This is a genomic window from Candidatus Villigracilis saccharophilus (genome assembly GCF_016711665.1).
In genome coordinates, this window is the sequence record NZ_JADJSO010000055.1 from 130716 (window position 1) to 156821 (window position 26106).

Sequence of the window (26106 nt, forward strand, 5' to 3'; positions counted from 1 at the left end):
TTACTCTCGCTTGATTATATGATTATAAAAGGCTTGGGCCATCACCTTTTCCAACTCTTCGATCGTGACGGGCTTCATGACATACCCGTCTGCCCCCAATCGCATGGCCTGATCCACGGTCACGTCCGCCGCTTCCGACGAAAGCATGATGACAGGCAGGGACTTCCACTCTTTGCGGCGGCGCAGGAATTCCAGCATGTCCAGGCCGCTGACTTCGGGCATGTTGATATCCAGCACCATCATGTCTGGTCTGCCCCCCGCCAGTAACGCCTGGGCAGCGGGGCGTGGATTCATGAAGTATCTTGTTTCGCAGTCCAGCAGTTTAAGCATCAAACTGATCGCGCGTCCCATTTCTTCGTCATCATCAACGATCCAGATAAGTTTCATTCCAGATGTGCCTTAATACTTTCTGCAGCGCTCATGTTCATGCCTTTGACCGTGGACAATTCTTCAACGTTTGCTTCCTTAATCTTATCCATAGAACCGAAATGTTTCAAGAGCGCTTTTCTGCGGGCTGGTCCAATGCCTGGGATTGAATCAAGCTGTGATGCCAGACCCTGCTTCGAGCGGCGTGCGCGATGCGCGGTGATCCCATAGCGGTGCGCCTCGTCGCGTATCCTTTGCACAAGGTACAGTCCCTGCGAATGACGCGGCAAAATTAACGGCTGGCTGTTATGCGGGAAGAAGATCTCCTCCTCCTGTTTGGCAAGCCCGACCACGGGTACTTTATCGAAGAGCCCGAATTCTTCGAGGACTTTGACCACACGTCCAAGTTGACCTTTGCCGCCGTCGATAATGATCAAGTCAGGCAGGAAGGAAAACGACGCGTCTTTTTTCGCGCCCGGGCTTGGTTCCGTTTCCTCGGCAGACCGCCATCTTTTGAATCTGCGCGTCAGCATTTCCTCCATTGACGCGAAGTCATCGGGCGCGCCGATGCTGGTGCTGTCAATGTTGAATTTACGATATAGATTCTTGGCGGGCGTACCCTGCTCGAACACGATCATCGCGCCGACGGTCGCCACGCCCTGTGTGTGACTGACATCATAACATTCGATTCGATTGGGCGGCGTGGATAATTTTAGCGCAGATTGTAACTCACCCAGTGCCTGTTCCTGCTTGTGAGCATCGGCCTGCCATTGCGCGCGCAAAGCCTGCAAAGTTTCCGTTGCGTTCTCGGCGGCCATGTTCACCAGATCGTGCGGCTGACCATCCTTTGGTACGAATATTTCCACTTTCTTTCCGCCGCGTTTTGACCTGAGCCATTGCGCAATGATCTTTGATTCTTCTATTTCTATTTCTTCTGGAATCATCACCTGCTCGGGAATATTCGCTGCTTCAGTGTAGAACTGCTTGACGAACTCCGTCATTACTTCCTGATTATCAGTATCTTCCGTGCCTTCAAGAATAAAGTATTCGCGTCCGATCAATTTTCCGCCGCGAATAAAAAATATTTGTACGCAGGCTTCACCATCCGTGCGTGCCATTGCCAGCACATCCGAGTCTTTGTAATCTGCGGCGAAGACGATCTTTTGCCGTTCAATAATGAATTGCAAGGCTTTCAACTGATCGCGTAAAGCGGCGGCTTTTTCAAATCGCATCTCATCCGCCGCTTTTTGCATTTGATCCTGCAAATGCATCAGCACACCTTCGCTGTGTCCGCCCAGAAAATCCATCAGGTCGGAGATCATTTGGCGGTAGCCTGCCTGGTCGACCGCTCCGATACAGGGGGCAATGCACAGCTTGATGTCAAAGTAAAGACACGCGCGTTTATCGAGTCCCGTGATCTCGCGGTCACAAGTCAGGTAGGGGAATATCTTGCGCAGTACATCCAGTGTTTGATAAACCGCCCAGGCGGATGTGTAGGGACCAAAGTAGCGCGAGCCGTCCTCTTCCATTTGGCGTGTGACAGAAACATGCGGATACGGCTCATTCAAATGGATCTTGATATATGGGTAACGCTTATCGTCTTTGAGGCGGATGTTGTATTTGGGGCGGTGCTTCTTGATGAGGTTCATCTCAAGGATGAGCGCCTCAAGCTCCGAGCCGACCACGATCCACTCAATATCCGTAATGTCGCGCACCAGACGGCGCGTCTTGCCATCGTGGCTTGAGTCCGCGTGGAAATACGACCGCACGCGGTTCTTCAGGCTGATGGCTTTGCCGACATAAATAATCGTCCCCTCGGCGTTGCGGTAGATATAACAGCCCGGTTTGGAAGGCAGCGTGGCAAGGATGCCCTGCAGTTTTTCAGAGATTTCCATTGGCGGCAATTCTACCGCTTGTTGTGAAAATTAGTGTGTATGCAATTCCAAATGGTAAAATTTCTCCACAATGCGAAAATTATTTGAAGACAAACGCTGGGGAGTGTTTCTTTCTATCCTTGCGCTGGTTTCACTTTTGTTGCTGGTGGGCGCGCTAAGGAACCTGGATTTTCGCCCTTCTCAGCCAATTGGGTCGGCTGAAACAAGCCCACGATCGATCAACCTCTCGGCGGTTGGGCAAATTTTGTTGGATGCTGCGGAAGTTCCGCTCTGGAAGCAATTGGTCTTTTGGAGCATGGTTGTTCTGGTCGTTGTACTATTTTCTTTCTTCCTTTCCCCCGAACTGCGCAAGAAATTAATTCTATCCATCCTGCGGACCGCAGCGATCGGGCTTGTCTTTTTTTACCTGATAAAACATAACCCTGGTATTCTGAGTCCCTTTTTTTTGAATTTCCAAAATATTAATACCCCGGCGGATATTTTGTCCACAGGCGATATGCCCCCGCCAGTTTTCCAGCCTCCCCAGATACCGCCTTTCCTGTCATTCCTGGTCACGTTCATTGTGATCCTTGCAGGCATTGCCTTGATATGGATTGTGAACCGCTGGTGGGAAAAACAAAAAGCATTAAACTCCGCATCCCAGCCGTTGAAAGATATCGCGGATATTGCGCGACTGTCCTTGAAAAAACTTGAAGACGGGCAGGATGCAACAGACGCCATCATTCAATGTTATGAGAGCATGAGCCATGTGGTGGGAGCGAAGCGCGGATTAGAGCGCGAATATTTTATGACGCCTGCCGAATTCGCATCGCAGCTTGAGCGGGCGGGTATTCCGCGCGGACCTGTGACCCGGCTGACCCGCCTCTTTGAATCTGTCCGCTACGGAGGGCACGTTTCAGGGACGGCAGAGATCGATGAAGCGGTCGTCTGTCTTAAGTCCATTGTTCAGTATTGCGGAGGAGTGGAGTGATGCCGCGCCGCTGGTTGATCGGTCTAGGTGTGATTGCGGTATTGGCGCTCTCTTTTTATTTGCGCGGCCCCATTCAGCGCGGCATCATCATCCCGCTCGCCTATTTGTGGTGGCTTATAAAATTATATTATCGCGCTGTGCCGCAGGCGATCTTGTGGGTGTTCCTGGTCATTGCTGTCTTTGTTTTTATGCTTCGACTGATCCCGTTAAAAAATATTATTCTCCGCAAACGAAAAGTGGAATATAAGCCATCGGTCGGCGCGATCGAGGATCTTGCTCTTTGGGTCAGGAAATCACCGCGCGGCATCTATTACAAATGGCTGGTCGCAAATCGTTTGGGAAAGAATGCCCGTGAAATTTTGGCCCAACGGGATGGGCATGCGGTCAATAAAAAATTTGGTCCGCTGGAAGGTAGTGATTGGAATCCCCCGCAGGAGATCAAGACCTATCTTGAGATCGGGCTGAACGGTTCGTTCGCAGATTTTCCACAGTTCCGCTCGTGGTGGGCATGGTGGCGCAAGCCGAAGCCCACGCCTTTGGATGTGGATGTGCGAGAAGTGATCGATTACCTTGAAAGTGAATTGGAGACAAGTCATGACAGAAATCGCAAAAGTATCTCAATTAAGTAACCAGATCATTGATGAAGTGGAGCGCGCCGTGGTCGGCAAACGCGACCTGCTCGAAGCGATCATGGCTTCCATTCTGGCGGGCGGACATGTCCTGCTGGAAGATTATCCCGGCCTCGGCAAGACTCTCATCGCGCGCAGTTTCGCGTCCGCGCTTGGATTGGATTTCAAACGCATTCAGTTCACGCCCGACCTCTTGCCCGGAGATATCACGGGCGGCTACATTTTCAATCGCAGCAAGAATCAATTTGAACTGCGGCAGGGACCCGTCTTTACCAACATCCTGCTTGCCGATGAGATCAACCGCGCATCGCCTAAAACCCAATCCGCTTTGCTGGAAGCCATGCAGGAGGGACAGGTCACGATGGAAGGCGAGAGCCTGAAACTGCCCGACCCGTTCCTTGTGCTCGCCACGCAGAATCCAATTGAATATGAAGGCACCTTCCCTTTGCCCGAAGCTCAGCTGGATCGGTTCATGGTCAAGCTCACGGTGGGCTATCCCAGCCTTGAAGAGGAAAAGGAAATTTTGAAGCGCCGCCGCGAACGCAGGCAGGATGAGCTTACACTCAAACAGGTCACCAAACCGAAACAGTTGGTTGAAATGCGCGCCGCGCTGGAAACCGTGCATGTGGACTCTGACCTTGAAGGCTATATCTCAGCTTTGGTACATGCCACCCGAACCGATCGGCGCGTGGCGGTGGGCGCCAGTCCGCGCGGCTCGCTGGCATTCCTTAAGATGGCGCGCGCCCGTGCCGTGCTGTCAGGCCGTGATTTCATTTTGCCTGATGATGTTAAACATTTTGCGGTGCCCGTTCTCAGCCACCGCCTGTTGCTTCAGCCTGAATATTGGATGTCAAAACAAATTAACGGCGATGTCATCCGCGATGTTTTGAGGTCAACCCCCGTGCCTGTCACGCGATAACGTGTCCCGTTCCATTTTTCTTTCCGCGTTCATTTATGGCTTGCTGCTGGCAGGGATCATCTCCCTGCGCGGTGAATTCATCGCGCTTGCGATCCCGTTTCTGCTTTATCTTTTATACGGATTTTGGAGCGCGCCTGAATCGCTTGACCTTCATGTCGAACGCAGTCTGTCCAATGACCGCATCACGCCTGAGTCGGAATTGATCGTGACGGTCACGATCACCAATCAAGGCGCGGATATCGAGGAACTTGCCCTGGAGGATGTGATCTCTCCCAATCTGACGATCCGCCTCGGTTCAAACCGTCACCTGCTTCGGCTTCCCAAGGGCAGTTCCCATACCTTTGCATACACTGTCACAGGTCCGCGCGGATCGTATGTGTTTGATTCCATCTACGCCACAGCGACAGATACCTTTGGTTTGATCCGTCGCGAGCAGACCCTGCGATCCGATGAGCGCCTGTTGATCTTTCCTGAATTCAGAAAACTAAAACATATATCCATTCGTCCGCGCAGGACGCGCTTATACGCCGGCTCGATCCCCGCGCGGGTCAGCGGAGCGGGAATCGAATTCTTTGGCGTGCGTGAATATCAGTTCGGCGATTCGCCGCGCACGATCAACTGGCGGGTGAGTGCGCGCCATGATGAGAATTTATATTCAAATGAATATCAGCAGGAGCGTGTGGCGGATGTTGGCGTTGTTCTGGATGCGCGTGCAAGCGTGAACATGTTCCATGCCGATCATTCCATTTTCGAACACAAGGTTTCCGCTGCAGCCGCGCTTTCAGATGCTTTCCTGTCACAGGGCAATCGCGTGGGACTGTTTGTGTACAGCGGCTTTTTGGGTTGGACTTTGCCCGGGTATGGAAAAATTCAACGCGAGCGCATCATGCAAACGTTGGCGCGCGCCCAGGTTGGGGTAAGTTCTGTGTTTGCAGGTTTGGAGCATTTATCTCCGCGCATGTTCCCGCCTGAATCACAGATCGTTTTGGTAAGTTCATTGTTGAATGCTGACTTGAATGTTTTGATCCAATTGCGTGGACGCGGTTATCAGGTCATGGTCATCAGTCCTGACCCTGTGAAATTCGAGCTTGGTTTATTACCGCCCTCCAAAGAAGTTGAGATGGCGGCGCGTGTTGTCCGTGTGGAACGCGACCTGCTCATCCTGCGCCTTGAGCGCGCGGGCATCCATGTTATCGAGTGGGATGTTGATATTCCGCTGGATCAGGCTGTCGGTCCGCTTTTGATGCGCCAGAAGAGGGTCTTATGACCTTGTCCGCACTTTTGGTAAGCATCGTGCTTGCATCCGCATCGCTTGCGTGGGGGTATTTTCAGAGCGGATTTGGCCTTTATGCAATTTGGATCTTGATCTTTGGCGCGGGTTGGCTGCTTGCCATCTGGCGAAAATGGAATTGGTATTCATCGATTGCCTTGCTTGTTTACATCGTTGTTGCGGCGCTTGGTTTATGGTTCGAGTTCAACTCAAGCTGGATGTTCGCTGGCGGAATGCTTGCCCTCTTCGCCTGGGATGTTTCAGATTTTCGACGGCGTTTGAATTTATCTGCGAAGGATGATGACACGCGCGGACTCGAACGCCATCATCTGATACGCATCAGCCTGCTTGCGCTGTTTGGTTTTATGCTCGCATCCATCACACTGTCTGTGCGGGTGCAGTTTACTTTTGAATGGGTCGCGGTCTTTGTGATCTTTGCCCTGCTTGGTCTGGGACAGTTGGTGCGCTGGCTGAGAAGATAAATTATTCGGGCAATTCGATCATGAAGGTCGTTCCTTCACCTGGTTTGCTTTGCGCTTCGATCGTCCCATGATGGGCATGGACAAGTTGTTTTGCGATGGCGAGTCCGAGTCCGCTGTTCGTTCGTTCGGTACGGGATTTATCGCCGCGCCAGAATCTGTCGAAGATAAAGGGCAGTTCCTCCGCGGGGATGCCTGAGCCCGTATCTCTGACAACGATCCTGATGCCGCTGACAACTGATCCCCCTAAGGGGGCGATGTCTGTGACGATGGAAATTGTCCCGCCCTGGGGCGTGTGCCGCAGCGCGTTCGAAATTAAATTGGACAGTACCTGATTCAGTCTGTCATAGTCTGCGGTGAATTCTTTGGCTGGGTCGTGAACATTGGTTTGCAGGGAAATGCCGAGGGCTGCGGCCTGGGTGGAAAAACTTGTCGTGAGATCAGCCAACAGGTCAGCCAGCAGGAATCGGGTGGGGTGAAGCGGAAGTTGTCCCGCCTCCGCAAGCGAAAGCGTCTGCAGGTCATTCACGAGCCGCGCGAGAAGTTTGGTTTCATCCAAAGTATTGTTGATGTGTTCGGGGGTTGGCTGATAAACGCCGTCAATGATCCCTTCGAGATTGCCTTGAATAATATGCAGGGGCGTGCGCAGTTCGTGCGCGATGTCGGTGGTCAGGTTGCGGCGCTGCTGGTCGGAACGCTCCAGTTCACTGACCATTTTATTGAAGCGTTTGATCAACTCTTGAAACTGCGGCGAGTTATCGTCAGGTACGCGCACCGAGAGATCGCCCTCGGCGACGGAGTCAATGGCGTTGAATATCTGTCCCAAGCGGTCTGCCAAAGCGGGCGTACAAAGTAAAGGCCGTAATGATGGCAAGCAGAACCACCGCAGAAGGCGCTCCGCACACGAGGAGCCAGATATTTCTCACCCCTGAATATTCTGAAAAGATCAAATAAAGGATCGCCGCGGTGCCGCCGATAAAAAGCAAAATGAAACTGAAGAAGAAAATGGCGAACGGAAAAAATCGGCGGCCGCCGCGCCATTTTCTGGGAGAGTGAGAGGTGGGGTTATGGGACATGAGGGTGGAATTATTTCTCGATGAAGCGATATCCAATTCCGTACACGGTTTCGATCATGGACTCGCCCGATGCGGTCTCAAGTTTCTTGCGCAAATTCTTGATATGTGAGTCCACGCTGCGGTCTATGCCGGATGCGGCTCCATGCAGGTCTTCAAGTAGTTGTTCGCGCGTAAGGGTCTGACCCGGGCGGCCGGCGAGAATGAAAAGCAGTTTGAATTCGTTTGGCGTGAGTTTGACAGGATTGCTGTTGAACGTGACGGTGTATTTTTCCGAGTCTATCTCAAGCGCGCCGATGCGAATGATGGCAGGCGCCTTGACCTCCCCGCGTGTTCTGCGGAGCAAGGCGCGCACACGCGCCACAAGCGCGCGCGGAGAGAACGGTTTGGTGATGTAATCGTCCGCGCCGATCTCGAGACCGGTGATCTGATCCACTTCTTCCGCCAACGCGGTCAGCATGATGATGGGAACATCACTGTCCCGCCGCAGGATCTTGCAGACTTCACGCCCGTCAATGTTGGGAAGCATGAGGTCGAGCACGATCAAGTCTGGTTTTTCGCGGCGTGCAGTTGTCAGCGCGGATTGACCGTCGCCTGCGGTCAGGACGCGGTAGCCGTTCTTCTCCAGATAATCCCGCGCGAGGCGGGCGATCTTGGGTTCGTCATCTACAACGAGAATGAGTTCGGACATGGGGAAAGTATAAAGTATGAGGGATGAAGGAGGAAGGAGGAAAAGTGGCGATGAGTGATGGGTTACGAGTAATGAGTAGTGAGCGATAAATTAACTTCTACAACTTATTTCTCGTTTCTCATTACTCGTTTCTTAATCCCTGATCACCTCAATAACAACCTTGCCCTTCGTGTGTCCATTCTCAACATGGCGGTGCGCCGCTGCAATTTGACTCAGGGGATAGGTTTTTTCGATCACAGGTTTTAATTTTCCTTCCTCGGCAAGCTGACGGAAAAAGTTCATATCCTTGTCGTTGGGATTTGCCAGATGCATTTTGATGCGTTTATCGCCGGTCACCATGCTGATCAGCATTTGTGTCAACAGGTATCTTTTTTTCAGCGGGTTCTCGGTAATGAAGATGCCAGTGCTGTTTAGGGAAGGCTTGCTCTTGAAATAGGTCAAATATCCGACGGCATCCAGGATCAAGTCATACTTTTCGCCGTTCCTGGTAAAGTCCTCTTTGGTGTAATCGATTACGCGGTCTGCGCCTAATTTTTTCACCCAGCTGAGATTGGATGTGCTGCATACCGCGGTGACATCCGTTTCAAAGTATCTGGCGAATTGAACCGCAAAATGACCGATGCCGCCTGATGCGCCATAGATCAGGATCTTTTGTCCTTTCTTGATGTGGGCAACATCTCTTAATGCCTGCAATGCTGTTAAAGCTGCGCATGGGATTGCTGATGCTTCATTGAATGTCAGGTTCTTCGGCATCAGGCTGATCCTGTTTTCACGGACGAGTACATATTCGGCATGTGACCCTAGACAACTTCCGAAAACACGGTCGCCGGCTTTGAAGTTTTTTACATTTTTTCCAACGGCTTCCACGATCCCGGCCACATCAATGCCCAGGATTTGTTGTTTGGGTTTGAGAACCCCGTTATCCGGCCGGGTGGGCAGAAATCCTTTTCGAAACAGATAATCGTATGGGTTGACCGATGCGCTGTACACTTTTATCAACACCCGGTCATCATGTTCCGCTTGAATGGACGGCTTTTCAACTTCTTCTATCTTTAGGACTTCGGGCGGACCATAGGATCTGTAAACTGCGGCTTTCATAAGGATATTCTCCTGAAAAGTTTATTTTTTGACAATCTATCCAACCCAGTGTTCAGGGTTGGATAGATTGTTGGAACTGTCTATTCTTTTTTATCGCCTTCTTCAGCGGGTGTTTCACCGTGTGCATGCTTGTGCCATTCATTGAACATGGGCGGGACGCCGTCTTTCCAATCTTTGCCCCACGGACCGTGATGTCCATGATGACCCCAGCCGTGGCGCATTTTGCGGAAGAAGATCATCTTCATGAAGCCGAAGAAGAAAAACAGGAAGATGAGCGAGCCGCAGATCGCGCCGAACGGGTTGAAGTGATGGCGATAGCCGAAGCCATATCCATACCCGTAGGGCTGACCGTAGCCGTACATCATCGGCGGGACGGGTGCGACTTGTCCGCTTTCAGCGGCTTTTGAGATCGCTGTGGCAACTGCGGGAGCCTGTGTGATTCCACGGGCTTCTCCAGCTTTGAAAGCCATTGCGCCTCCGCCAGCGATGAGGCCGAGCAGCAGTACAACTCCGATCAGCCGAAATACGAAACCATTACGAAACATTTTTACCTCCAGTAGGTTGTTGATTGATTTGGTTTGTTCTTACGCCCCAAATGTATCAATCCATTGTGGAGGAATTGTGGAAGAGCGCGGGAGAGTTTGTGGAGGTCGTGTAAGAGAAATGTCAGAAATCAACCTGTAACTTTTCGCCTCTGACGGCATCTGATACAATGCGAAGCGGTAATAACAAGGCTGAAAGAATCGTCTTGATAATATTCTAAAATAAGATTCAGGCGGAAATGCCTAAGGAAAAAATATGTCCAACGATAATGAAAAACATGTAAAAGTATTGGTGCTTGGGGCGGGACCTGCGGGGTTGGCGGCGGCGTTGTACGCGGCGCGCGCGGAACTGAAACCTGTTGTGTTGACAGGTATGCAGTTGGGCGGTCAGGCCGCATTGACGCATACCATTGAGAATTACCCGGGCTTTCCTGAAGGGGTCGGCGGGGCGCAGTTGGGTGAGTTGTTCCAGAAGCAGGCGGAGAACTTTGGCGCAAAGGTCGAGTTTGACATGGCGCATGAGGTGGATCTGTCACAGCGTCCATACAAGGTGACAACAGACAGCGGCGAATACAAAGCCGATACCTTGATCCTGACAACAGGCGCGAACCCGACACATTTGAACGTGCCCGGCGAAGTTGAATTAACTGGCCGCGGTGTGTCTTACTGCGCCACCTGCGACGGCTGGTTCTTCAAGGATAAGAAAGTGGCGATCGTCGGCGGCGGAGACTCTGCGCTTGAAGAGGCGCTTTTTATCACCCGCTACGCATCATCTGTGACCGTCATTCACCGCCGTGACGAATTCCGCGCCAGTCCTGTTTTGCAGAAGCGCGCCAAAGAACACCCAAAGATGAACTTCATCCTAGACACCGTTGTGACCGAGGTCGTCGGCACGGATAAGATCGATACTTTGAAATTGAAGAATGTGAAGACCGGCGCTGAGTCCACTTTTGACACGGATGGCTTGTTCATCTTTATTGGTCATGTTCCGAACACGCAGATGTTCAAGGGACAATTGGAAATGAGCGACCTGGGATATGTCATTGTCAATGACAAGATGGAAACCAGTGTTGAGGGTGTGTACGCGGCGGGTGAGATCGCTGACCCGCATTTCCGCCAGGTGATCACGTCAGCGGGGATGGGCGCGGCGGCCGCCATTCAGGCGACCCGCTTCCTCGAGACCAGTACTGCCGAATTGGAAGAAGCAGCCAAAAGTTAAGGAAGAAGCGGTTTCCGCCCGAATTTCTCCTCTAAAAAAAAGCCTCCCGCCGAATCGGCAAATGGAGGCTTTTTTCATGCCATTTTTGTCATTTTGTGTGTCAAAACATGTGACATTTTGTACTTTTTGGTCTGTGATGCTTTCGGATAGAATTAGTGAAAATTTTGCATTTTTGCAAACATAAAAAATTGGAGGCACAATGAAGAAAGTTTCTATTATTGGCGCAGGCAATACGGGAGCAACTGCCGCCCATTGGCTCGCCGAACGCGAACTCGCAGATGTTGTGTTGGTGGACGTTGTCGAAGGTATGCCGCAAGGCAAAAGCCTGGACATGACCCAGGCCATGCCCATTATTGGAAAGGATGTCAAGATCACCGGCACCAATAATTATGCCGATACCCAGGATTCTGACATCATTATTATCACAGCCGGTGTTGCCCGCAAGCCCGGTATGAGTCGTGATGACCTGCTCAAGATCAATGCGGACATTGTCGGCACCGCTGCGACAGAGACTCTGAAATATTCCCCCAATGCTTTTTATATCGTATTGACCAATCCGCTCGACACGATGGCATACCTGACCTTGAAGAAGACCGGGCTGCCCCGTGAGCGCGTCATCGGTCAGGCTGGCATTTTGGACTCAGCCCGCATGCGCGCCTTCGTTGCGATGGAGACTGGCGTGAGCGTTGAGAACATTCAATGCTACGTGCTTGGTGGACATGGCGATGAAATGGTCCCGTTGACCCGCCACTCCAACATCGCCGGCATTCCTTTGAATGAATACATGGCCGCTGATAAGCTCGAAGCGATCGTAAACCGCACACGCAAGGGCGGCGGTGAGATCGTCAATCTTTTGAAGACCGGTTCCGCTTTTTATGCCCCTTCCATGGCCTGCATACAAATGGCAGAAGCGATCCTCAAGGATAAGAAGTTGATCGTTCCGTGCGCCGCTTATATGGATGGTGAGTACGGCTTGAGTGATATGTTCTTTGGTGTGCCTGTTATGTTGGGCGCCAAGGGCATTGAGCGCATTTTTGAATATAAGTTCAACGATGCCGAAAAGGCCATGTTCGAGAAATCCGCCGCGTCGGTCAAAGAGACGCACGAGGCGTTGAAGAGTTTGGTAAGTTTATAAATGAACACAGATAAACACGTACACAGATAAACATGTGTACGTGTTTACTTTTTCTACTTGTATACTCATAAAAGGAGTTCATAATGATTCTTCACGAAAAAATGTCAGCTCAATTGCCTGCCTGGCGCGAACGAATTAAGTCTCTCTCGAAAGAACATGCTGAAGTCAAAGTTGCCGAAGTCAACATTGGTCAGATCGTCGGTGGTATGCGCGATATCAAATCCTTGTTGTCAGATATTTCTTATGTAGATCCAGCCGAAGGGATTCGTTTCCGCGGTATGTCCATCCCCGAATTGTTGAAGGCGCTTCCCAAGGGACGCGGCAACAAGATGCCGTTGGTGGGCGGTCTGTATTATCTCTTGATGATCGGTGAAGTTCCTACCAAAGAACAGGCTTATGAAGTGGAAGCTGAATGGGCCAAGCGCTCGAGCGTTCCTGATTATGTCTTCAAGATGCTCAAGACCATGCCGAAAGAGACTCATCCGATGACTCTCTTCTCACAGGCTGTGCTTGCTCTGCAGAACGGCTCGGTCTTTGCGAGCAGATATCACACCATGAAGAAAGATGTGTATTGGGATGCCGCCCTCGAAGACAGCCTTGACCTTACCGCGAAACTTCCGATCATTGCGGCTTTCATTTATCGCATGAAATATTTTGGTGAAACCTCCAAGCCGAAATACAGTCCCAAGTTGGATTACGGCGCAAACTTCTCCAAGATGATGAAAGTCTCTGACAAGAAGGGTTACTCCGAACTCGCCCGCCTGTATTTCATTTTGCACAGCGATCATGAGTCTGGAAATGTCTCCGCCCATACCATGCACCTCGTCGGATCCGCTCTCTCTGACCCGTACCTTTCCTTCTCCGCCTCGCTGAACGGTCTTGCTGGACCTTTGCATGGTCTGGCAAATCAAGAGTGCCTTGGCTGGTTGATGGAAGTCCACAAGAAATTCGGCGGCGTTCCTTCCCGCGAAGACCTGTACAAATTCGCCTGGGACACCCTCAATGGCGGACATGTCATCCCCGGTTATGGTCACGCCGTTTTGCGTGTGCCTGATCCACGCTTTACCGCGCAGATGGAATTTGCCAAGAAGCGCTTCCCCGATGACGAACTTGTCCGCTTGGCAGACATGGTCTTTGATGTAGTGCCCGCCGTTCTCCGCGAACAAGGCAAAGCCAAGAATCCCGCCCCGAACGTGGACGCGATCTCCGGCACCTTGCAGTATTACTACGGCGTGCGCGATTTCGACTTCTACACCGTATTGTTCGGCGTTGGCCGTGCCCTCGGCGTGACAGCCAACTATGTATGGGCGCGCGCGCTTGGCATGCCCCTTGAGAGACCAAAATCACTCACCACGAAGATGCTGGAAGATGTGGTCGCGAAAGCTGCCGCCGCTGCTCCTGTACAACCCGCATAATCAATTTCAGAAATAAAACAAAAAACTTCCGAGAAATTTCTCGGAAGTTTTTTCATTCATCTTATTCTTGATTCCCTGAGCGAAGCGAAGGGTCTCTACTATTGAAATCCGAGGTTTTTCGCTTCGCTCAGAACAATATACGGTAACATCATTTACTTAACTGCAAGTTTGTCGATCAAGAACGCATAATCCTGCGCCACTTCTTTCAGAAAATCGTAACGCCCGCTGGCACCGGCGTGACCTGAGTCATAGTTGGTATAAAGCATGATCAGATTATCATCTGTCTTCATTTCGCGCAGTTTCGCGGCGAACTTGGCGGGCTCCCAATACGCCACACGCGGATCGTTCAGTCCGGTGGTGATGAGCATGTGCGGATATTCCGCAGCGCGGATGTTATCGTATGGCGAATACGAAAGCATGTATTCGTAATACTCCTTATCCTCGGGGTTGCCCCATTGATCGTATTCGAGTGTGGTCAAGGGAATGCTTGGGTCGTTCATCGTTGTGACCACATCCACGAATGGGACTTTGCAGATCACGGCTTTGAACAGGTCAGGCCGCATGGTGACACATGCGCCAACAAGCAGTCCTCCCGCAGAGCCGCCCATGATGGCGAGTTTTTGCGGGGACGTGAATCCATCTTTGATGAGATGCTCGGCGCAGGCGATGAAATCAGTGAAGGTGTTCCTCTTATTCTTCATCTTGCCATCTTCGTACCATCCGCGCCCCATGTCTGAGCCGCCGCGAATGTGTCCGATGGCGAAGACAAATCCACGGTCAAGTAGAGAGAAGCGGTTGGAGCTAAAGGTCGCGTCGATGGTCGCGCCGTAGGAGCCATATCCATAAAGCAGGGCGGGATTGCTCCCGTCTTTCTTCAATCCTTTTTTGTAGACAATTGAGATCGGGACCTGGGTGCCATCCGATGCCGTGGCGTGGATTCTCTCGGATACATATTGGGTTCTATCATAGCCGCTGGGGATCTCATCTTCTTTTTTGAGTTCCCATTCTCCAGTGGCAATGTGATAGTCTATGACCGAGTTGGGCGTGATGAGCGAGGAATATTTGAAGCGTAAAAGATCGGTTTTGAATTCAGGGTTGGCTTCAAGATAAACGTTATATGCAGGTTCGGGGAAATGCACATAATGCACATTTTCCAAACCATCTGAGCCACTGATGCGCAGTTGTTTGAGTCCGCCTTTACGCTCTGTGACGACGATAAAATCTTCAAAGGTGTCTACGCCGTCCACGAGTACATCTGCTCGATGGGGGATGACCTCCCGCCAATTTTCTTTTTCGGGCTGGTCTACAGTGGTAACGCTTAATTTGAAATTCTTCGCGTTGTCATTGTGAACAATAAAGAATTTCCCATTGTGGTGCGCGGCGAAATATTCCAACCCTTGTATGCGCGGCTGGATCACACGCATCGACTCTGCAGGATGGTCCGCGGGTAAAAACCGCATTTCACGCGTAGTGGTGCTGTAATGATAGGTCATGATGTACGCGTCATCGCGGGTCTTGAACATGAACAGGAAATAGGTTTCATCATCTTCGTGGACGATGAGTTTATCCTGTGCCGCATCCGTCCCAACCTTGTGGCTAAATAATTTATGCGGACGCTGTGCTTCGTCCAATGTTGTATAAAAGACGGTCTCGTTATCATTTGCCCATTCCACGCCGCCATGTTCGTATGCACTTCCCGAGGTGTTTTCGATCGCTTCAGGGTATAACTCGCCGCTCTTTAGATCTTTGATATGGAGCGTGTAGATTTCCCGTCCGCCAAAATCAACAGAATAGGCCAGCTTGTTTCCATCCGTGCTGATCGAGAATGCGCCGACGCTGCAAAAGGTTTTTCCTTCTGCCAATTCGTTTTGGTCGAGCAGGACTTCTTCCGCCGCATCAAGAGAGCCATGCCTGCGGCAGAAGATGGGATATTGTTTTCCTTCCTCATGACGTTCATAATAAAAATATCCGCCTCTTTTTTCAGGGACAGTTGAGTCATCCTCCTTGATACGCGCCTTCATCTCTTGGAACAGTTTTTCCTGCAACGGCTTGGTGTGCTGCATGAGTTCTTCGAGATAATCGCTTTCGGCGCGCAGATGTTTCATCGTCTCGGGATCGTTCTTGTCGCGCATCCAGTAGTAATGATCCATGCGTGTATGTCCGTGCTGTGTGATCTCGTGCGGGCGTTTTGAAGCAATTGGGAATGATGACATGTGGTTCTCCGTGTAATCATGATTTCGAGCGTTGATTTTAGTATAGCATGAGCGTGTCTGTTTTCGATTTTTGGAAATTATGGTGCAAACTGATGTCTGCATGAGACCGATATGCGGGATGGAATGGGTAAACCCTGTATAATAACAGTGTAAAAGAAACCATATCCGTTTACGCTGCTTTTCAAGCATGTATTCAAAAAAATAAGGCTCACTTTATGACCAATAATCACACTCGTAACCCCGGCACGCCCCTTGACCTTGATTGGGTCATGGGCGCGCATGTCAACAAAAGCGCAGTGGAGCGACGTACCGCCACGCTCACAGGTCGCCGCACCGTGAAAAAGGACTGGCAGGCGGCATGGCTTTTACGCGCCATCACCAACATTGACCTGACCACCCTCGCAGGTGACGATACGCCTGGGCGTGTGCATCGTCTGTGTGCGAAGGCAAAACAACCGCTGCGCCCCGATATGCTGGAAAAACTTGGATTGAGCGGCGAGCGGATCACCGTCGGTGCGGTGTGCGTGTACCCCAACCGTGTCGCGGATGCAGTCCATGCGCTTCAAGGCTCTAATATTCCAGTTGCCTCTGTCGCGACAGGTTTTCCAGCGGGACAGACTCCTCTGTCACAGCGCATTCAGGAAATTGAGCAAGCCGTGGAAGCAGGCGCAAAAGAAATTGACGTGGTCATTGCCCGCAATTATGTCTTGACTGGCGACTGGCAAGCCATGTACGACGAACTGCAACAATTCCGCAAAGCCTGCGGTGACGCACACATGAAGACCATCCTCGCCACGGGTGAACTCGGTTCGCTTAAGCAGGTATATCAAGCCAGCCTCGTGTCCATGATGGCTGGTACAGATTTCATCAAGACATCCACGGGCAAAGAACCAACTAATGCGACTCTCGAAGTGAGTCTCGTGATGATCCGTGCTCTGCGTGATTATCTCGACCGCTTCGGCTATAAGGCGGGATTCAAACCCGCGGGCGGAATTAGCTCCGCGAAGCAAGCGCTGGCGTGGCAGTCGTTGATGAAGGAAGAACTCGGCGACGAATGGCTGAAGAATGATCTGTTCCGCATTGGTGCAAGCAGCCTATTGACCGACATCGAGCGGCAGTTGTATCACTACATCACAGGTCACTACGCGGCGAAACATCACATGCCGATGGGGTAGTAACAACCCCGATGGTCGAGTAGGGCTGGTGCTTTTCCAGCCCGTATCGAGACCATCAGTTGGATGTATATAGAAAATAAAAGATTTACTTGGAATTTGTGGTCTCGATACGCCCCTCAAAGAGCATTCGGGGCTACTCGACCACCGAATATATATGGAATAAAAGTTATGTCATGGATGTATATTCTTGAATGCGCTGATGGTTCTTATTATGTAGGCTCGACCAAAAATCTTGACCAACGCTTCATGCAACATCAATCAGGGAAAGGTTCAAGATATACATCGGGACGACTTCCTGTGAAGTTGGTCTACGGCGAAGAATACGAACGAGTTGCAGATGCTTATTATCGAGAAAAGCAAGTTCAAAATTGGAGCAGAGCAAAAAGAGAAGCGTTGATCAATGGCAATTATGAAATGCTTCCACCTCTGGCAAAGAAGAAGTTTCATAAAGAGCCTCCGTTGGCCGAGTAGGGCTGGTGCTTTTTCAGCCCGTATCGAGACCAAAGATGACGAGCAGGCTTAATATAAAAAGTTGACCTTGAAATATGTGGTCTCGATACGCCCTCAAAGAGTATTCGGGCTACTCGACCACCGAGATAGGATGAAATTATGAGCAAAATACTTGAAATCTTCAACACCATGGAATACGGACCTGCGCCCGAAGCGCCTGATGCTGTCAAAGCGTGGCTGGATGAGCATGGACGCAAGTTCGGCTTGTTCATCAACAACGAGTGGGTGACGCCGAAGGGTGCGAAGTTCTATCCTTCGTACAACCCTGCGAATGGCGAGTTATTAGCCGAGACCACACAGGCTGGACAAAAAGAAGTCGATGCGGCGGTGGGGGCGTCGCGTGAGGCGTTCAAAACGTGGAGTAAAACTCCTGGTGTGGTGCGCGCGCGTTATCTTTATGCGATCGCTCGCAACCTTCAGAAGCATTCGCGCTTGTTGGCGGTGCTCGAAAGTATGGACAACGGCAAGCCGATCCGCGAGTCTCGCGATATAGATGTGCCTTTGTTGGCGCGTCACTTTTATTATTATGCGGGCTGGGCGCAGTTGATGGAAACCGAACTGCGCGATTATCAATCTGTCGGTGTGGTCGGGCAGATCATCCCGTGGAATTTCCCGCTGTTGATGCTCGCGTGGAAGATCGCGCCTGCGATTGCGATGGGTAACACGGTGGTATTGAAGCCTGCTTCGTACACCAGACTCACGGCGTTGTTATTTGCTGAAATCGTTGCAGAAGCGGGGTTGCCTGCTGGTGTGGTGAACGTCATCACTGGAAGCAGCAGCGCAGGCTCGATGATCGTTGAACATCCCGATGTGGATAAGATCGCATTCACGGGTTCAACGGATGTCGGGCGCACGCTCCGCAAGCAGACGGCTGGCTCAGGCAAAAAACTCTCGCTTGAACTTGGCGGCAAGAGTCCATTCGTCGTGTTTGACGATGCCGATTTGGATGGAGCAGTTGAAGGCGTGGTCGATGCGATCTGGTTTAATCAGGGTCAGGTTTGTTGCGCAGGGTCAAGGCTTATAGTGCAGGAAAATGTCGCAGCGAAGTTTATCCAAAAATTAAAAAATAGAATGCAACACATGCGCGTGGGCGACCCGCTCGATAAGTCGATTGACATGGGCGCGATTGTTGATCAAAGCCAATGGGACACGATCGATGGTTGGGTGAAGACGGGCATTGCCGAAGGCGGCGAATGTTTTCAGCCGAATATTGCGCTGCCCGAAAAGGGATTGTTTTATAAACCAACTTTGATTACTGGTCTTGATCCCGCCGCGTCAACTGTGCAGGAAGAAATTTTCGGACCTGTGCTTGTGTCGCTTACGTTCCGCACGCCGAGTGAAGCCATCGAACTTGCGAACAACACGCGCTATGGTCTCGCGGCGAGTGTCTGGAGCGATAACATCAACCTCGCGCTCGATGTGGCGAGCAAGATCAAGGCGGGTTCGGTGTGGGTCAATTGCACCAATCAATTCGACGGCGCGTCGGGCTTCGGCGGCTATCGCGAGTCGGGCTACGGGCGCGAAGGCGGGCGTGAAGGTCTGTTTGAATATTTACGACCGACATGGATGGATCGTCCACGCCCTGAGTTTGTACTGGATGAAAAGAAGAAGTGGGGTGAACACGTTCCAACGCTTCCGACTCAGCCTGGGGTTGCTCGGGCAAATGGACATTCTCTTCCGCTGGTAGATCGCACTCCGAAGATGTACATCGGCGGCAAGCAGGTTCGCCCCGACGGCGCATACACTTCGAGCGTGTTGAGCGCGAAAGGGAAATTAGTCGGTCAGGTCGGTGACGGTAATCGCAAAGATATTCGTGATGCAGTCGAAGCCGCACACAAAGCACGGACATCAGGCTGGGCGATGCGCCACGGATACAACCGCTCGCAGATTTTATATTTCATCGCGGAAAATCTCGATGCCCGCAACGCTGAATTTGTAAAACGCATCGTCGAAATGACAGGACGCACGCAGAAGTCCGCGCAAGCTGAAGTGGATGCATCTGTTGAAAGATTATTCACTTATGCGGCATGGGCTGACAAATACGGCGGCACGGTGCAAGAGACCACCCTGCGCGGAATCACCGTCGCGGTCAACGAACCGATGGGTGTGATCGGCATTGCCTGCCCCGATGAAAATCCATTGCTTGGTTTTATCTCACTCATGGCGCCTGCCATCGCACGCGGCAACAGCGTGGTGATGATCCCTAGCCAGAAATACCCGCTCTCCGCCATGGACTTCTATCAGGTGCTCGACACCTCCGATGTGCCTGGCGGCGTGGTCAACATCGTCACAGGTGACCGTGACCATTTGGTCAAGACCCTCGTTCAACACGAAGACGTGGACTCGGTCTGGTACTTCGGCTCTGCGGAAGGCAGTTACCACGTCGAGAACGAGTCCGCTGCGAACATGAAACGCACATGGACAGGCTATGGTCTACTCCGCGATTGGATGTCCCGCGAGCAGGGCGAAGGTCACGAATTCCTGCACGAGGCGACTCAGGTCAAGAATATCTGGGTGCCAACGGGTGAGTGAAAAAGCAGATAATTCGATATTAGAGATTAGGTGATTAGACTCTGAAGACATTGCGACTTCAGAGTCTTTTGTTGTAAGAAAATTTGCGCGCACTCTTTCCTCTCCGAATTCGGATGGACGAACCTGAATAATTATTCCAAAGTTAATTCGGGGTTGGGGGAGAGGAAGGGGTATTTGAAGGATCTGCTTCTTGAAATCCAGCAGGATCTGAAAAATCACCTGGTTTCTCAAAGTGAAAGCCGTGACCAGAGTCAACTTTAAAGAACTGGACATCGTTGATGAGAGAGCGGGCTCGTTCCGCGTCTTTGTCGTCCATGGCTGCCATGAGGATACCGTCCGCGTTGTAGCTCCAGTTGGTATGGATCAGCACGGCGGGAACTTGGATATTGGCTAATGTCTCAGCGTGGTCAAAGCCTGTGTTCCAGGAATTAGTATAGAACGTATCACCGAAGCACGGGTCGTAGGTGTTGAGTCCACGAAAAATTTCGTTCATGATAGGGGCATATAGTAGATCTTGACCGCCTCATCAGGATGTTTCGCGCGATATTCTAGAACATCTGCGGTTAGTTTGGGTTTGGAGGATCATTAAAGAGCGTGATGAATTTGCCATATATAATGTTGTATGCAAACGAAATCTGTCTCACGCTTTCTAAAAAGTTGTGAGCGGTCGTAAGGCAAGGTCAACATAGTTCCATGATTTTTCGGCACGCGGCAGAACGGATGTAAAAAATGGCGGGTCTTCCAGTACGACACCCTGAACGAGGTCTGGCTTATTGGCAGCCAGCCAGGCAGCGAGCAGTCCACCTGATGAATGCCCTGAGACAACTACAGGCTCACCGATCACTGTTTCTATAAAGATGGAGATGTCTGTCCCCATGGCAACTGTGGAATATTTTTCGGGTATACGTGTAGAGTTGCCGTGACCATAACAGTCTATGGCGAAGACATGATATTGCTGAGAAAGTTTGGGGAGAACTTTTGCATAGTTTTTCCAGTCAACGGCTTGCCCGTGAATCAGCAAAAGGACGGGGCCGTTGTTTGGGCCTTCTGCATAGTTTAGCGAACTGCCGTTGATCATCACTTGTTTTTCAACAGAATCACGCCCGCCATACAGCTGCCATATCCCGCTCGAAGTAAGTCATATTGTTGAAGATATACCCTCCAATTCCTACTGCCGCGAGAGTCAAAGCCCCACCCAAAATCCAAATGATCATATGAAACACCTTTTTCATTTTTTCCCTTTCATGCAACAGAATATAGACAGAGGTAGTTACTCTTCGGTCTCGTTGGACTGAAGGACACTATCCGTAAATTGTTCAAACAGCTCACGCCGAACGATGGCAATGCCGCGCTTGGTATCGGCAAGCAATAGCAGGGTATCTCCGGGCTTAATGTCGAACATTTCCCGTGCAGCTTTGGGGATAACGATCTGTCCTTTTTCTCCCACCTTTACGATGTACTGGCAAATTTTCCATCAGCTGTATCCTTTTTTGCCTCCCAAACAGAAGAGTTGAATTAGTTATACTAGTATAACTAATTCAACTCTAAACTCAATATTCATTTTGTGGAGAAATTGATTATTGAGTAATATTTTTAATGGGTGGTTACGTAGATACCCTCTGCGCCTCGACACGTTCAATTTGACATCTGTCTCTACACAGGGAGCGTATTCTGAATTTCGAGGAGGCTATTCACTTTCCTTCGCTGCTCTCGCACTGCCCAGTAGACGCTGGAAGTCATGACACCGCCGACCAATCCGCCGATTAATGCAGGATCCCATACTTTCACCGTAGAATAAAAATACCCAAATGGGATTCAAGACAGGCTCCAGCGTGCCGATAAGATTCGCTTCAAGGGCTGGGATGTGTTTGATTCCTTGTGTGAAAAAAATGATCGCCACAACCGATCTGAAACACACCGAGAAAGGCAAGGATTGACCAATTGGTGACTGTCCATGTTTCTTTCAAGACAAAAGGAAATCCTAAAGTGGCGGTAATGAGAAACGCGATCAGGTTGCTCTCCGCAGGATTGCCATTCTTTTGAGCACGGAAGGCGACCATCATCACAGCCGAGGTCACGCCGCTGAGAATGGCGAGCAGGTTTCCGTACAGGCCGTCCATGCTGAGTTTATCCGCGAAGAAAAGTGTCAGCCCGATGAAGATGATAAGCATGGAAATCCAGTCCGTACGGGCGGGTTTTTCGCGCAAGAGCCAGAACGCCAGCAAAACAATATAGATCGGAGCTGTGTATTGCAGGAAGATCGAGTTTGCGGCGGTGGTCATCTTGGTGGAGGTGACGAACAGGAACTGAGTCAGGATGAACATCCCTGCTGCCAGTAACTGCCAGCGGTTGAAGCGGGTGGGGATGCGTCGCAGGTAGATCAGGAAAACAATACTCGCGAAGAGACTGCGTCCCGCCAGGATCGAGATCGGCTGCCAATCCAATATTTTTACAAACAGACCGCTTGTGCTCCAAAGAATGGCGGCCAGTGCAAGATAAAGAATCGCCTTGCGGCGTTCCGAAAGTGTATCCATGAATCCTCACAAAGGTTAGGGTTGAATCCCGATTATACAGTCATCATCTAGTCACTGCTCAATTTGCTATTCGTCCCCGCCTTGAGTATATTCTGGATTTCCGCCAGCCATCAACGCACTCACGCAATCTACAAGAATGCCCCCGCATAAAATTTCGGAGGCATTCTTGTTATCAAATAAGTATTCATGCGAAACTATGTCAGTGAGATAAACTCCTCGCGTGACAGGGTTTCTTTTTGGAGTAAAGCTTGCGTTACCCGTTCCACCGTATCCCGCTTTTCGGTGACGATGCGTTTGGCTTCCTGATAACACTCGTCGAGAATCTCGTTGATGGCTTTATCAAGCGCTTCAAATGTTTTTTGCCCAGCCTGTGCCGTCACGGCCTCAGGTCGTTGGAAAACTCGTAAGCCGCTCATGCTCATTCCTAGGCGCATGACCATGTCTTCGACCAATTGCGTGGCAACTTGAAGGTCATTGGATGCGCCGCTGGTAATGTCATGGCAGAATAACTCCTCTGCCACACGTCCGCCCATCAGGCCGATGATGCGCGCCATGATCTGGTTGCGGAACATGAGAATGCTATCCTGTTCGGGAGCGCCATGGTAAGCCGCCCGACCGCCCGCGCGGGATGATCGTGATCTTATAGACAGGGTCAGAATGGGGCGTGGCGTGCATCACAACCGCGTGGCCTGCTTCATGATAAGCGATCGTATTACGCTCGCCTTCGCTGATGACGCGGCTCTTTTGTTGGACGCCGCCGATCAACGATTTTTCCACAGCTTCCTGAAAATCCAGCACAGAGATGACATCATTGCCGCCGCGCACTGCGATGATCGCCGCTTCATTGACGATGTTCGCCAGGTCCGCTCCGACTAACCCGGAGTTGATTTTGCGATGTCCATAGATTTACATCCTCTGCAAGTTTTCGATCTTTGACATGCACTTCCAAAATGGCCACACGTCCTTTTACATCGGGGCGGGAGATATTTACATGGCGGTCAAAACGACCAGCGCGGATCAAGGCTGGGTCGAGCACGTCCACGCGGTTGGTGGCTGCAAGGACAATCACTCCATCCGTGGCGGCGAAACCGTCCATTTCAACGAGCAGCTGATTCAAGGTCTGATCCTGTTCCATTTCACCGCCGCCCCGCCGCCTCCGTGACGCTTGCGTCCGACCGCGTCAATTTCATCAATGAAAATGATACACGGAGCTTTGGCTAGCGCTTTTTTAAATAATGAACGTACACGGCTCGCGCCCATACCAACGAACATCTCCACGAACTCGTAACCAGAGGTGCTAAAGAAGGGTACGCCTGCTTCCCCGGCAATGGCCTTGGCGAGCAAAGTTTTGCCCGTTCCAGGGTCGCCAGCCAAAAGCACGCCATACGGCATACGCGCGCCCATGTGCTCGTACAGTTGATTGTCTTTTAGGAAGGCGACAATATCGACCAATTCCTCGCGGTTCTCGTCCATGCCCGCGACATCGTTGAAGTTGAGGTTCGGGATTGCCCCTTCTACAAATTTTTGCGGCCAATTCCCGCCGCCCATCCGTGTGAGGGCAAAGCCCATCATGCCGAGCATGGCAATGCTTACCAATGTGCTGGTGACTTTGTCACCGGCGGCCATCTTCGAGTCTACGACTTCATATTCCAACTTCGCCATTTGGCTTCTGCTGACGCCAAGGAACTGCATTTGCTCCAGAAAGGAAGTGGATGGGTCGCGCCGCGTGGTGTCCTCCGTCCCATCTTTATAGTGGATTATCAGAGTAGCGCCGCCTTGAAGTTCTTCAATTCTTGCTACTCTCCCGTCTGAGATGGCAGGCCGCCAGCGCTCAGGGCGACTGGTTTTTCCTTCATAAAGGAGCTAAGAGCATTGCACTAGAGATGGCAAGTCCAAGGAGTAAAAGGGGATACTGGACCAGCCATACTTGTGGTTTTTAACAAATTTAATACTTGATTTAAAGATTGTTTCATGTCTCCTCTTATACTTTGATAAAAAATTCGATGCGGATTGCATCAAACTGTTTCATGGTATCGCGTTAAGAGGGTTTGTCCCGTAATAACTTCAATAGAACCATATACACAGTTGGAAAGAAGAAAAGCCTGAGTAAACTGCCAGTTCTTGAAAGATATTGCTCAAAATACGGCATTGGAGATCTATTACCTAACTCTCACATACTGAGTTTTGTTGTCAGGCTGTTGATCTTTGTCATTATCCTCACAGGCGGATATTTTCATAGGAAGCTCTTTTGGCTGTTCCAAACTATTCCTTAATTTCAGCAGGGGGTTAAAATACATCAAAGGAAAATCCCATGAACTCACTCCAGCGATTACATAACCTGCTTGCAGGCAAGCCCATTGACCGCATCCCTAATTTTGATATTTTTATGGCGCGCGCAGTGCGTCACATCGGCACACCGCTCTCAAACTACTATCTCGATTATCGTGTGCTTTGTCCAAGCCAACCTCGCGGTGCTCAAGGATTTCGACCTCGACATCGTGCGGACGATCTCCGATCCATACCGTGAAGCCGCCGATGCGGGTTGGATGTGGAATTTCCCAAGGACAATCTACCGCTCAGCAAAACGCCGCTCATCACTGAAATGGAAATGCTTTCCAAGTTTAATTCCCTGTTGCAGAACTTTGGCCCACGTATGACAGACCGCCTGGAGGATTCGTGCATTGCGCGAAAAGGTGGGGGATGAAGTCCCTGTGATGGGTTGGGTGGAAGGGGCATTGGCGGAAGCCTGCGACCTACGCGGAATGACCAACGTGATGATCGACCTCGGCAGGCATCCCGCCTGGCTGAAAGAATTGCTTGAAAAATGTGTGGAGATTGCCATCGCCTTTGCCTCGCAGATCGACGCAGGAGCGCACATCATCGGCTTGGGTGACGCTGTGGCATCGCAGATCTCGCCACGCATGTATCGCGAATTTGCATTGCCATACGAACAGCGAATCTTTGAAGCGGTCAAAGCCAAGGGCGGCATTCCACGCCTGCACATTTGCGGAAAGACGACCACATCTTCTCAAAGACATGGCGCAATGCGGCGCGCAGATCGATGATACAGATTGGATGGTGGATCTGCATCAGGCGGCCGAAGCGTTTGACGGTTTGGCGGTGTGCGGAAATCTTGACCCTGTCTCCGTCTTTTTGCAGGGAGATGCCAATGCGTACGTCAGAGTTTTTGCCAATGCAGCCGCTGGCGGCTCGCGCTGGATCTCTGCCCGGTGGCTGCGAAATCCTGAAGATACTCCCGCCGAAAACATCCGCCCAGAGTGAAGCCTTCGTGAATTGGCGGGTCAGGTACTATGAATCCGTATCAAAATTTCAATCAAACCGCAGGTGTATCAATGGCTGCGCTTTGGTGAGATCAAGCCTCAGGGCTGGATGCGCGCCCAAATGCAGCATGACCTTGAGCACGGTTTCGTCGGTCATCTT

The 26106-nt window shown here is 51.1% G+C and carries 28 protein-coding genes and 1 pseudogene; 13 read left to right on the forward strand and 16 right to left on the reverse strand.

The annotated features are described in order from the left end of the window. Both IPL17_RS17980 and uvrC read right to left on the reverse strand, forming a co-directional pair. Entirely contained in the window at positions 1–387 is a 387-nt protein-coding gene (locus tag IPL17_RS17980; RefSeq protein WP_345308467.1) for a response regulator, read from the reverse strand. Then, on the reverse strand, positions 384–2261 hold the full coding sequence (gene uvrC, locus IPL17_RS17985) for an excinuclease ABC subunit UvrC (RefSeq protein ID WP_345308468.1): 1878 nt from the start codon (positions 2259–2261) through the stop codon (positions 384–386). Before uvrC ends, IPL17_RS17980 begins: the two co-directional genes overlap by 4 nt. 70 nt (positions 2262–2331) lie before the next feature. Here uvrC and IPL17_RS17990 point away from each other — a divergent pair, with 70 nt between their 5' ends. The 5 genes from IPL17_RS17990 to IPL17_RS18010 are packed head-to-tail and all read left to right on the forward strand — an operon-like array spanning position 2332 to position 6531. Further along, positions 2332–3231 (forward strand): DUF4129 domain-containing protein, encoded by a 900-nt coding sequence (locus IPL17_RS17990; RefSeq protein WP_345308469.1) that lies wholly within the window; start codon positions 2332–2334, stop codon positions 3229–3231. After that, a complete protein-coding gene (locus tag IPL17_RS17995; RefSeq protein WP_345308470.1) occupies positions 3231–3860 on the forward strand; it encodes a hypothetical protein in 630 nt (209 codons plus the stop codon). The genes IPL17_RS17990 and IPL17_RS17995 overlap by 1 nt, the downstream gene beginning before the upstream one ends. Then, positions 3826–4779: a MoxR family ATPase gene (locus tag IPL17_RS18000; RefSeq protein ID WP_345308471.1), complete on the forward strand. Its 954-nt coding sequence runs from the start codon at positions 3826–3828 to the stop codon at positions 4777–4779. Before IPL17_RS17995 ends, IPL17_RS18000 begins: the two co-directional genes overlap by 35 nt. A 1-nt stretch (position 4780) precedes the next feature. Beyond that, entirely contained in the window at positions 4781–6046 is a 1266-nt protein-coding gene (locus tag IPL17_RS18005; protein ID WP_345308472.1) for a DUF58 domain-containing protein, read from the forward strand. Further along, entirely contained in the window at positions 6043–6531 is a 489-nt protein-coding gene (locus tag IPL17_RS18010; protein ID WP_345308473.1) for a hypothetical protein, read from the forward strand. Before IPL17_RS18005 ends, IPL17_RS18010 begins: the two co-directional genes overlap by 4 nt. 1 nt (position 6532) lies before the next feature. Here the strand turns inward: IPL17_RS18010 and IPL17_RS18015 are convergent, their stop codons facing one another. From IPL17_RS18015 to IPL17_RS18035, 5 genes are all read right to left on the reverse strand, one after another. Beyond that, positions 6533–7354 (reverse strand): ATP-binding protein, encoded by an 822-nt coding sequence (locus IPL17_RS18015; protein WP_345308474.1) that lies wholly within the window; start codon positions 7352–7354, stop codon positions 6533–6535. Continuing rightward, complete coding sequence (locus IPL17_RS18020; RefSeq protein WP_345308475.1) at positions 7329–7604, reverse strand: hypothetical protein; 276 nt, start codon at positions 7602–7604, stop codon at positions 7329–7331. The genes IPL17_RS18015 and IPL17_RS18020 overlap by 26 nt, the downstream gene beginning before the upstream one ends. 10 nt (positions 7605–7614) lie before the next feature. Continuing rightward, complete coding sequence (locus IPL17_RS18025) at positions 7615–8292, reverse strand: response regulator transcription factor (protein ID WP_345308476.1); 678 nt, start codon at positions 8290–8292, stop codon at positions 7615–7617. A gap of 132 nt (positions 8293–8424) precedes the next feature. Further along, positions 8425–9390 carry an NAD(P)-dependent alcohol dehydrogenase gene (locus tag IPL17_RS18030; RefSeq protein ID WP_345308477.1) on the reverse strand — a complete coding sequence of 322 codons (966 nt, stop codon included), beginning with the start codon at positions 9388–9390 and terminating at the stop codon, positions 8425–8427. 80 nt (positions 9391–9470) lie between these two features. Continuing rightward, positions 9471–9935 (reverse strand): hypothetical protein, encoded by a 465-nt coding sequence (locus IPL17_RS18035; protein ID WP_345308478.1) that lies wholly within the window; start codon positions 9933–9935, stop codon positions 9471–9473. Between the two features lie 253 nt (positions 9936–10188). Here IPL17_RS18035 and trxB point away from each other — a divergent pair, with 253 nt between their 5' ends. The 3 genes from trxB (at position 10189) to IPL17_RS18050 (ending at position 13701) form a co-directional block, all read left to right on the forward strand. Next, positions 10189–11151, forward strand: a complete 963-nt coding sequence (trxB, locus tag IPL17_RS18040; protein WP_345308479.1) for a thioredoxin-disulfide reductase — start codon at positions 10189–10191, stop codon at positions 11149–11151. A gap of 199 nt (positions 11152–11350) precedes the next feature. After that, a complete protein-coding gene (gene mdh / locus IPL17_RS18045; RefSeq protein WP_345308480.1) occupies positions 11351–12286 on the forward strand; it encodes a malate dehydrogenase in 936 nt (311 codons plus the stop codon). Between the two features lie 83 nt (positions 12287–12369). Further along, positions 12370–13701 (forward strand): citrate (Si)-synthase, encoded by a 1332-nt coding sequence (locus IPL17_RS18050; RefSeq protein WP_345308481.1) that lies wholly within the window; start codon positions 12370–12372, stop codon positions 13699–13701. A gap of 152 nt (positions 13702–13853) precedes the next feature. On the opposite strand, the gene IPL17_RS18055 is transcribed toward IPL17_RS18050, so the two are convergent. Next, the gene (locus IPL17_RS18055; RefSeq protein WP_345308482.1) at positions 13854–15914 is read right to left on the reverse strand and encodes a S9 family peptidase; all 2061 of its coding nucleotides are present in this window, start codon (positions 15912–15914) and stop codon (positions 13854–13856) included. A 215-nt stretch (positions 15915–16129) separates the two neighbouring features. Between IPL17_RS18055 and deoC the strand changes: the two genes are divergently transcribed. The 3 genes from deoC (at position 16130) to IPL17_RS18070 (ending at position 20131) form a co-directional block, all read left to right on the forward strand. Next, complete coding sequence (gene deoC / locus IPL17_RS18060; protein WP_345308483.1) at positions 16130–17089, forward strand: deoxyribose-phosphate aldolase; 960 nt, start codon at positions 16130–16132, stop codon at positions 17087–17089. A 168-nt stretch (positions 17090–17257) separates the two neighbouring features. Continuing rightward, entirely contained in the window at positions 17258–17560 is a 303-nt protein-coding gene (locus IPL17_RS18065; protein ID WP_345308484.1) for a GIY-YIG nuclease family protein, read from the forward strand. Positions 17561–17698: 138 nt separating this feature from the next. Then, positions 17699–20131, forward strand: a complete 2433-nt coding sequence (locus IPL17_RS18070) for an aldehyde dehydrogenase family protein (protein WP_345308485.1) — start codon at positions 17699–17701, stop codon at positions 20129–20131. A gap of 142 nt (positions 20132–20273) precedes the next feature. Here IPL17_RS18070 and IPL17_RS18075 read toward each other — a convergent pair whose 3' ends face one another. The 8 genes from IPL17_RS18075 to IPL17_RS18110 all read right to left on the reverse strand — a co-directional run bounded on the left by IPL17_RS18075 (position 20274) and on the right by IPL17_RS18110 (position 24327). Beyond that, the gene (locus IPL17_RS18075) at positions 20274–20624 is read right to left on the reverse strand and encodes a hypothetical protein (RefSeq protein WP_345308486.1); all 351 of its coding nucleotides are present in this window, start codon (positions 20622–20624) and stop codon (positions 20274–20276) included. A 156-nt stretch (positions 20625–20780) separates the two neighbouring features. Continuing rightward, positions 20781–21209: an alpha/beta hydrolase gene (locus IPL17_RS18080; protein ID WP_345308487.1), complete on the reverse strand. Its 429-nt coding sequence runs from the start codon at positions 21207–21209 to the stop codon at positions 20781–20783. Between the two features lie 192 nt (positions 21210–21401). Next, positions 21402–21599, reverse strand: coding sequence for an AbrB/MazE/SpoVT family DNA-binding domain-containing protein (locus IPL17_RS18085; protein ID WP_345308494.1), 198 nt, complete (start codon positions 21597–21599; stop codon positions 21402–21404). Positions 21600–21981: 382 nt separating this feature from the next. Further along, positions 21982–22665 (reverse strand): DMT family transporter, encoded by a 684-nt coding sequence (locus IPL17_RS18090; protein ID WP_345308488.1) that lies wholly within the window; start codon positions 22663–22665, stop codon positions 21982–21984. Positions 22666–22859: 194 nt separating this feature from the next. Continuing rightward, positions 22860–23324, reverse strand: a complete 465-nt coding sequence (locus tag IPL17_RS18095; protein ID WP_345308495.1) for a hypothetical protein — start codon at positions 23322–23324, stop codon at positions 22860–22862. Continuing rightward, the gene (locus tag IPL17_RS18100; RefSeq protein ID WP_345308489.1) at positions 23245–23490 is read right to left on the reverse strand and encodes a hypothetical protein; all 246 of its coding nucleotides are present in this window, start codon (positions 23488–23490) and stop codon (positions 23245–23247) included. Before IPL17_RS18100 ends, IPL17_RS18095 begins: the two co-directional genes overlap by 80 nt. A gap of 16 nt (positions 23491–23506) precedes the next feature. After that, positions 23507–23800 (reverse strand): AAA family ATPase, encoded by a 294-nt coding sequence (locus tag IPL17_RS18105; RefSeq protein WP_345308490.1) that lies wholly within the window; start codon positions 23798–23800, stop codon positions 23507–23509. Continuing rightward, the gene (locus tag IPL17_RS18110) at positions 23779–24327 is read right to left on the reverse strand and encodes an AAA family ATPase (RefSeq protein ID WP_345308491.1); all 549 of its coding nucleotides are present in this window, start codon (positions 24325–24327) and stop codon (positions 23779–23781) included. Before IPL17_RS18110 ends, IPL17_RS18105 begins: the two co-directional genes overlap by 22 nt. Before the next feature lie 649 nt (positions 24328–24976). Between IPL17_RS18110 and IPL17_RS18115 the strand changes: the two genes are divergently transcribed. Both IPL17_RS18115 and IPL17_RS18120 read left to right on the forward strand, forming a co-directional pair. Next, the gene (locus tag IPL17_RS18115) at positions 24977–25192 is read left to right on the forward strand and encodes a hypothetical protein (RefSeq protein ID WP_345308492.1); all 216 of its coding nucleotides are present in this window, start codon (positions 24977–24979) and stop codon (positions 25190–25192) included. 187 nt (positions 25193–25379) lie between these two features. Next, positions 25380–25947, forward strand: a pseudogene (locus IPL17_RS18120) (uroporphyrinogen decarboxylase family protein). The last annotated feature ends 159 nt before the right edge of the window (positions 25948–26106 follow it).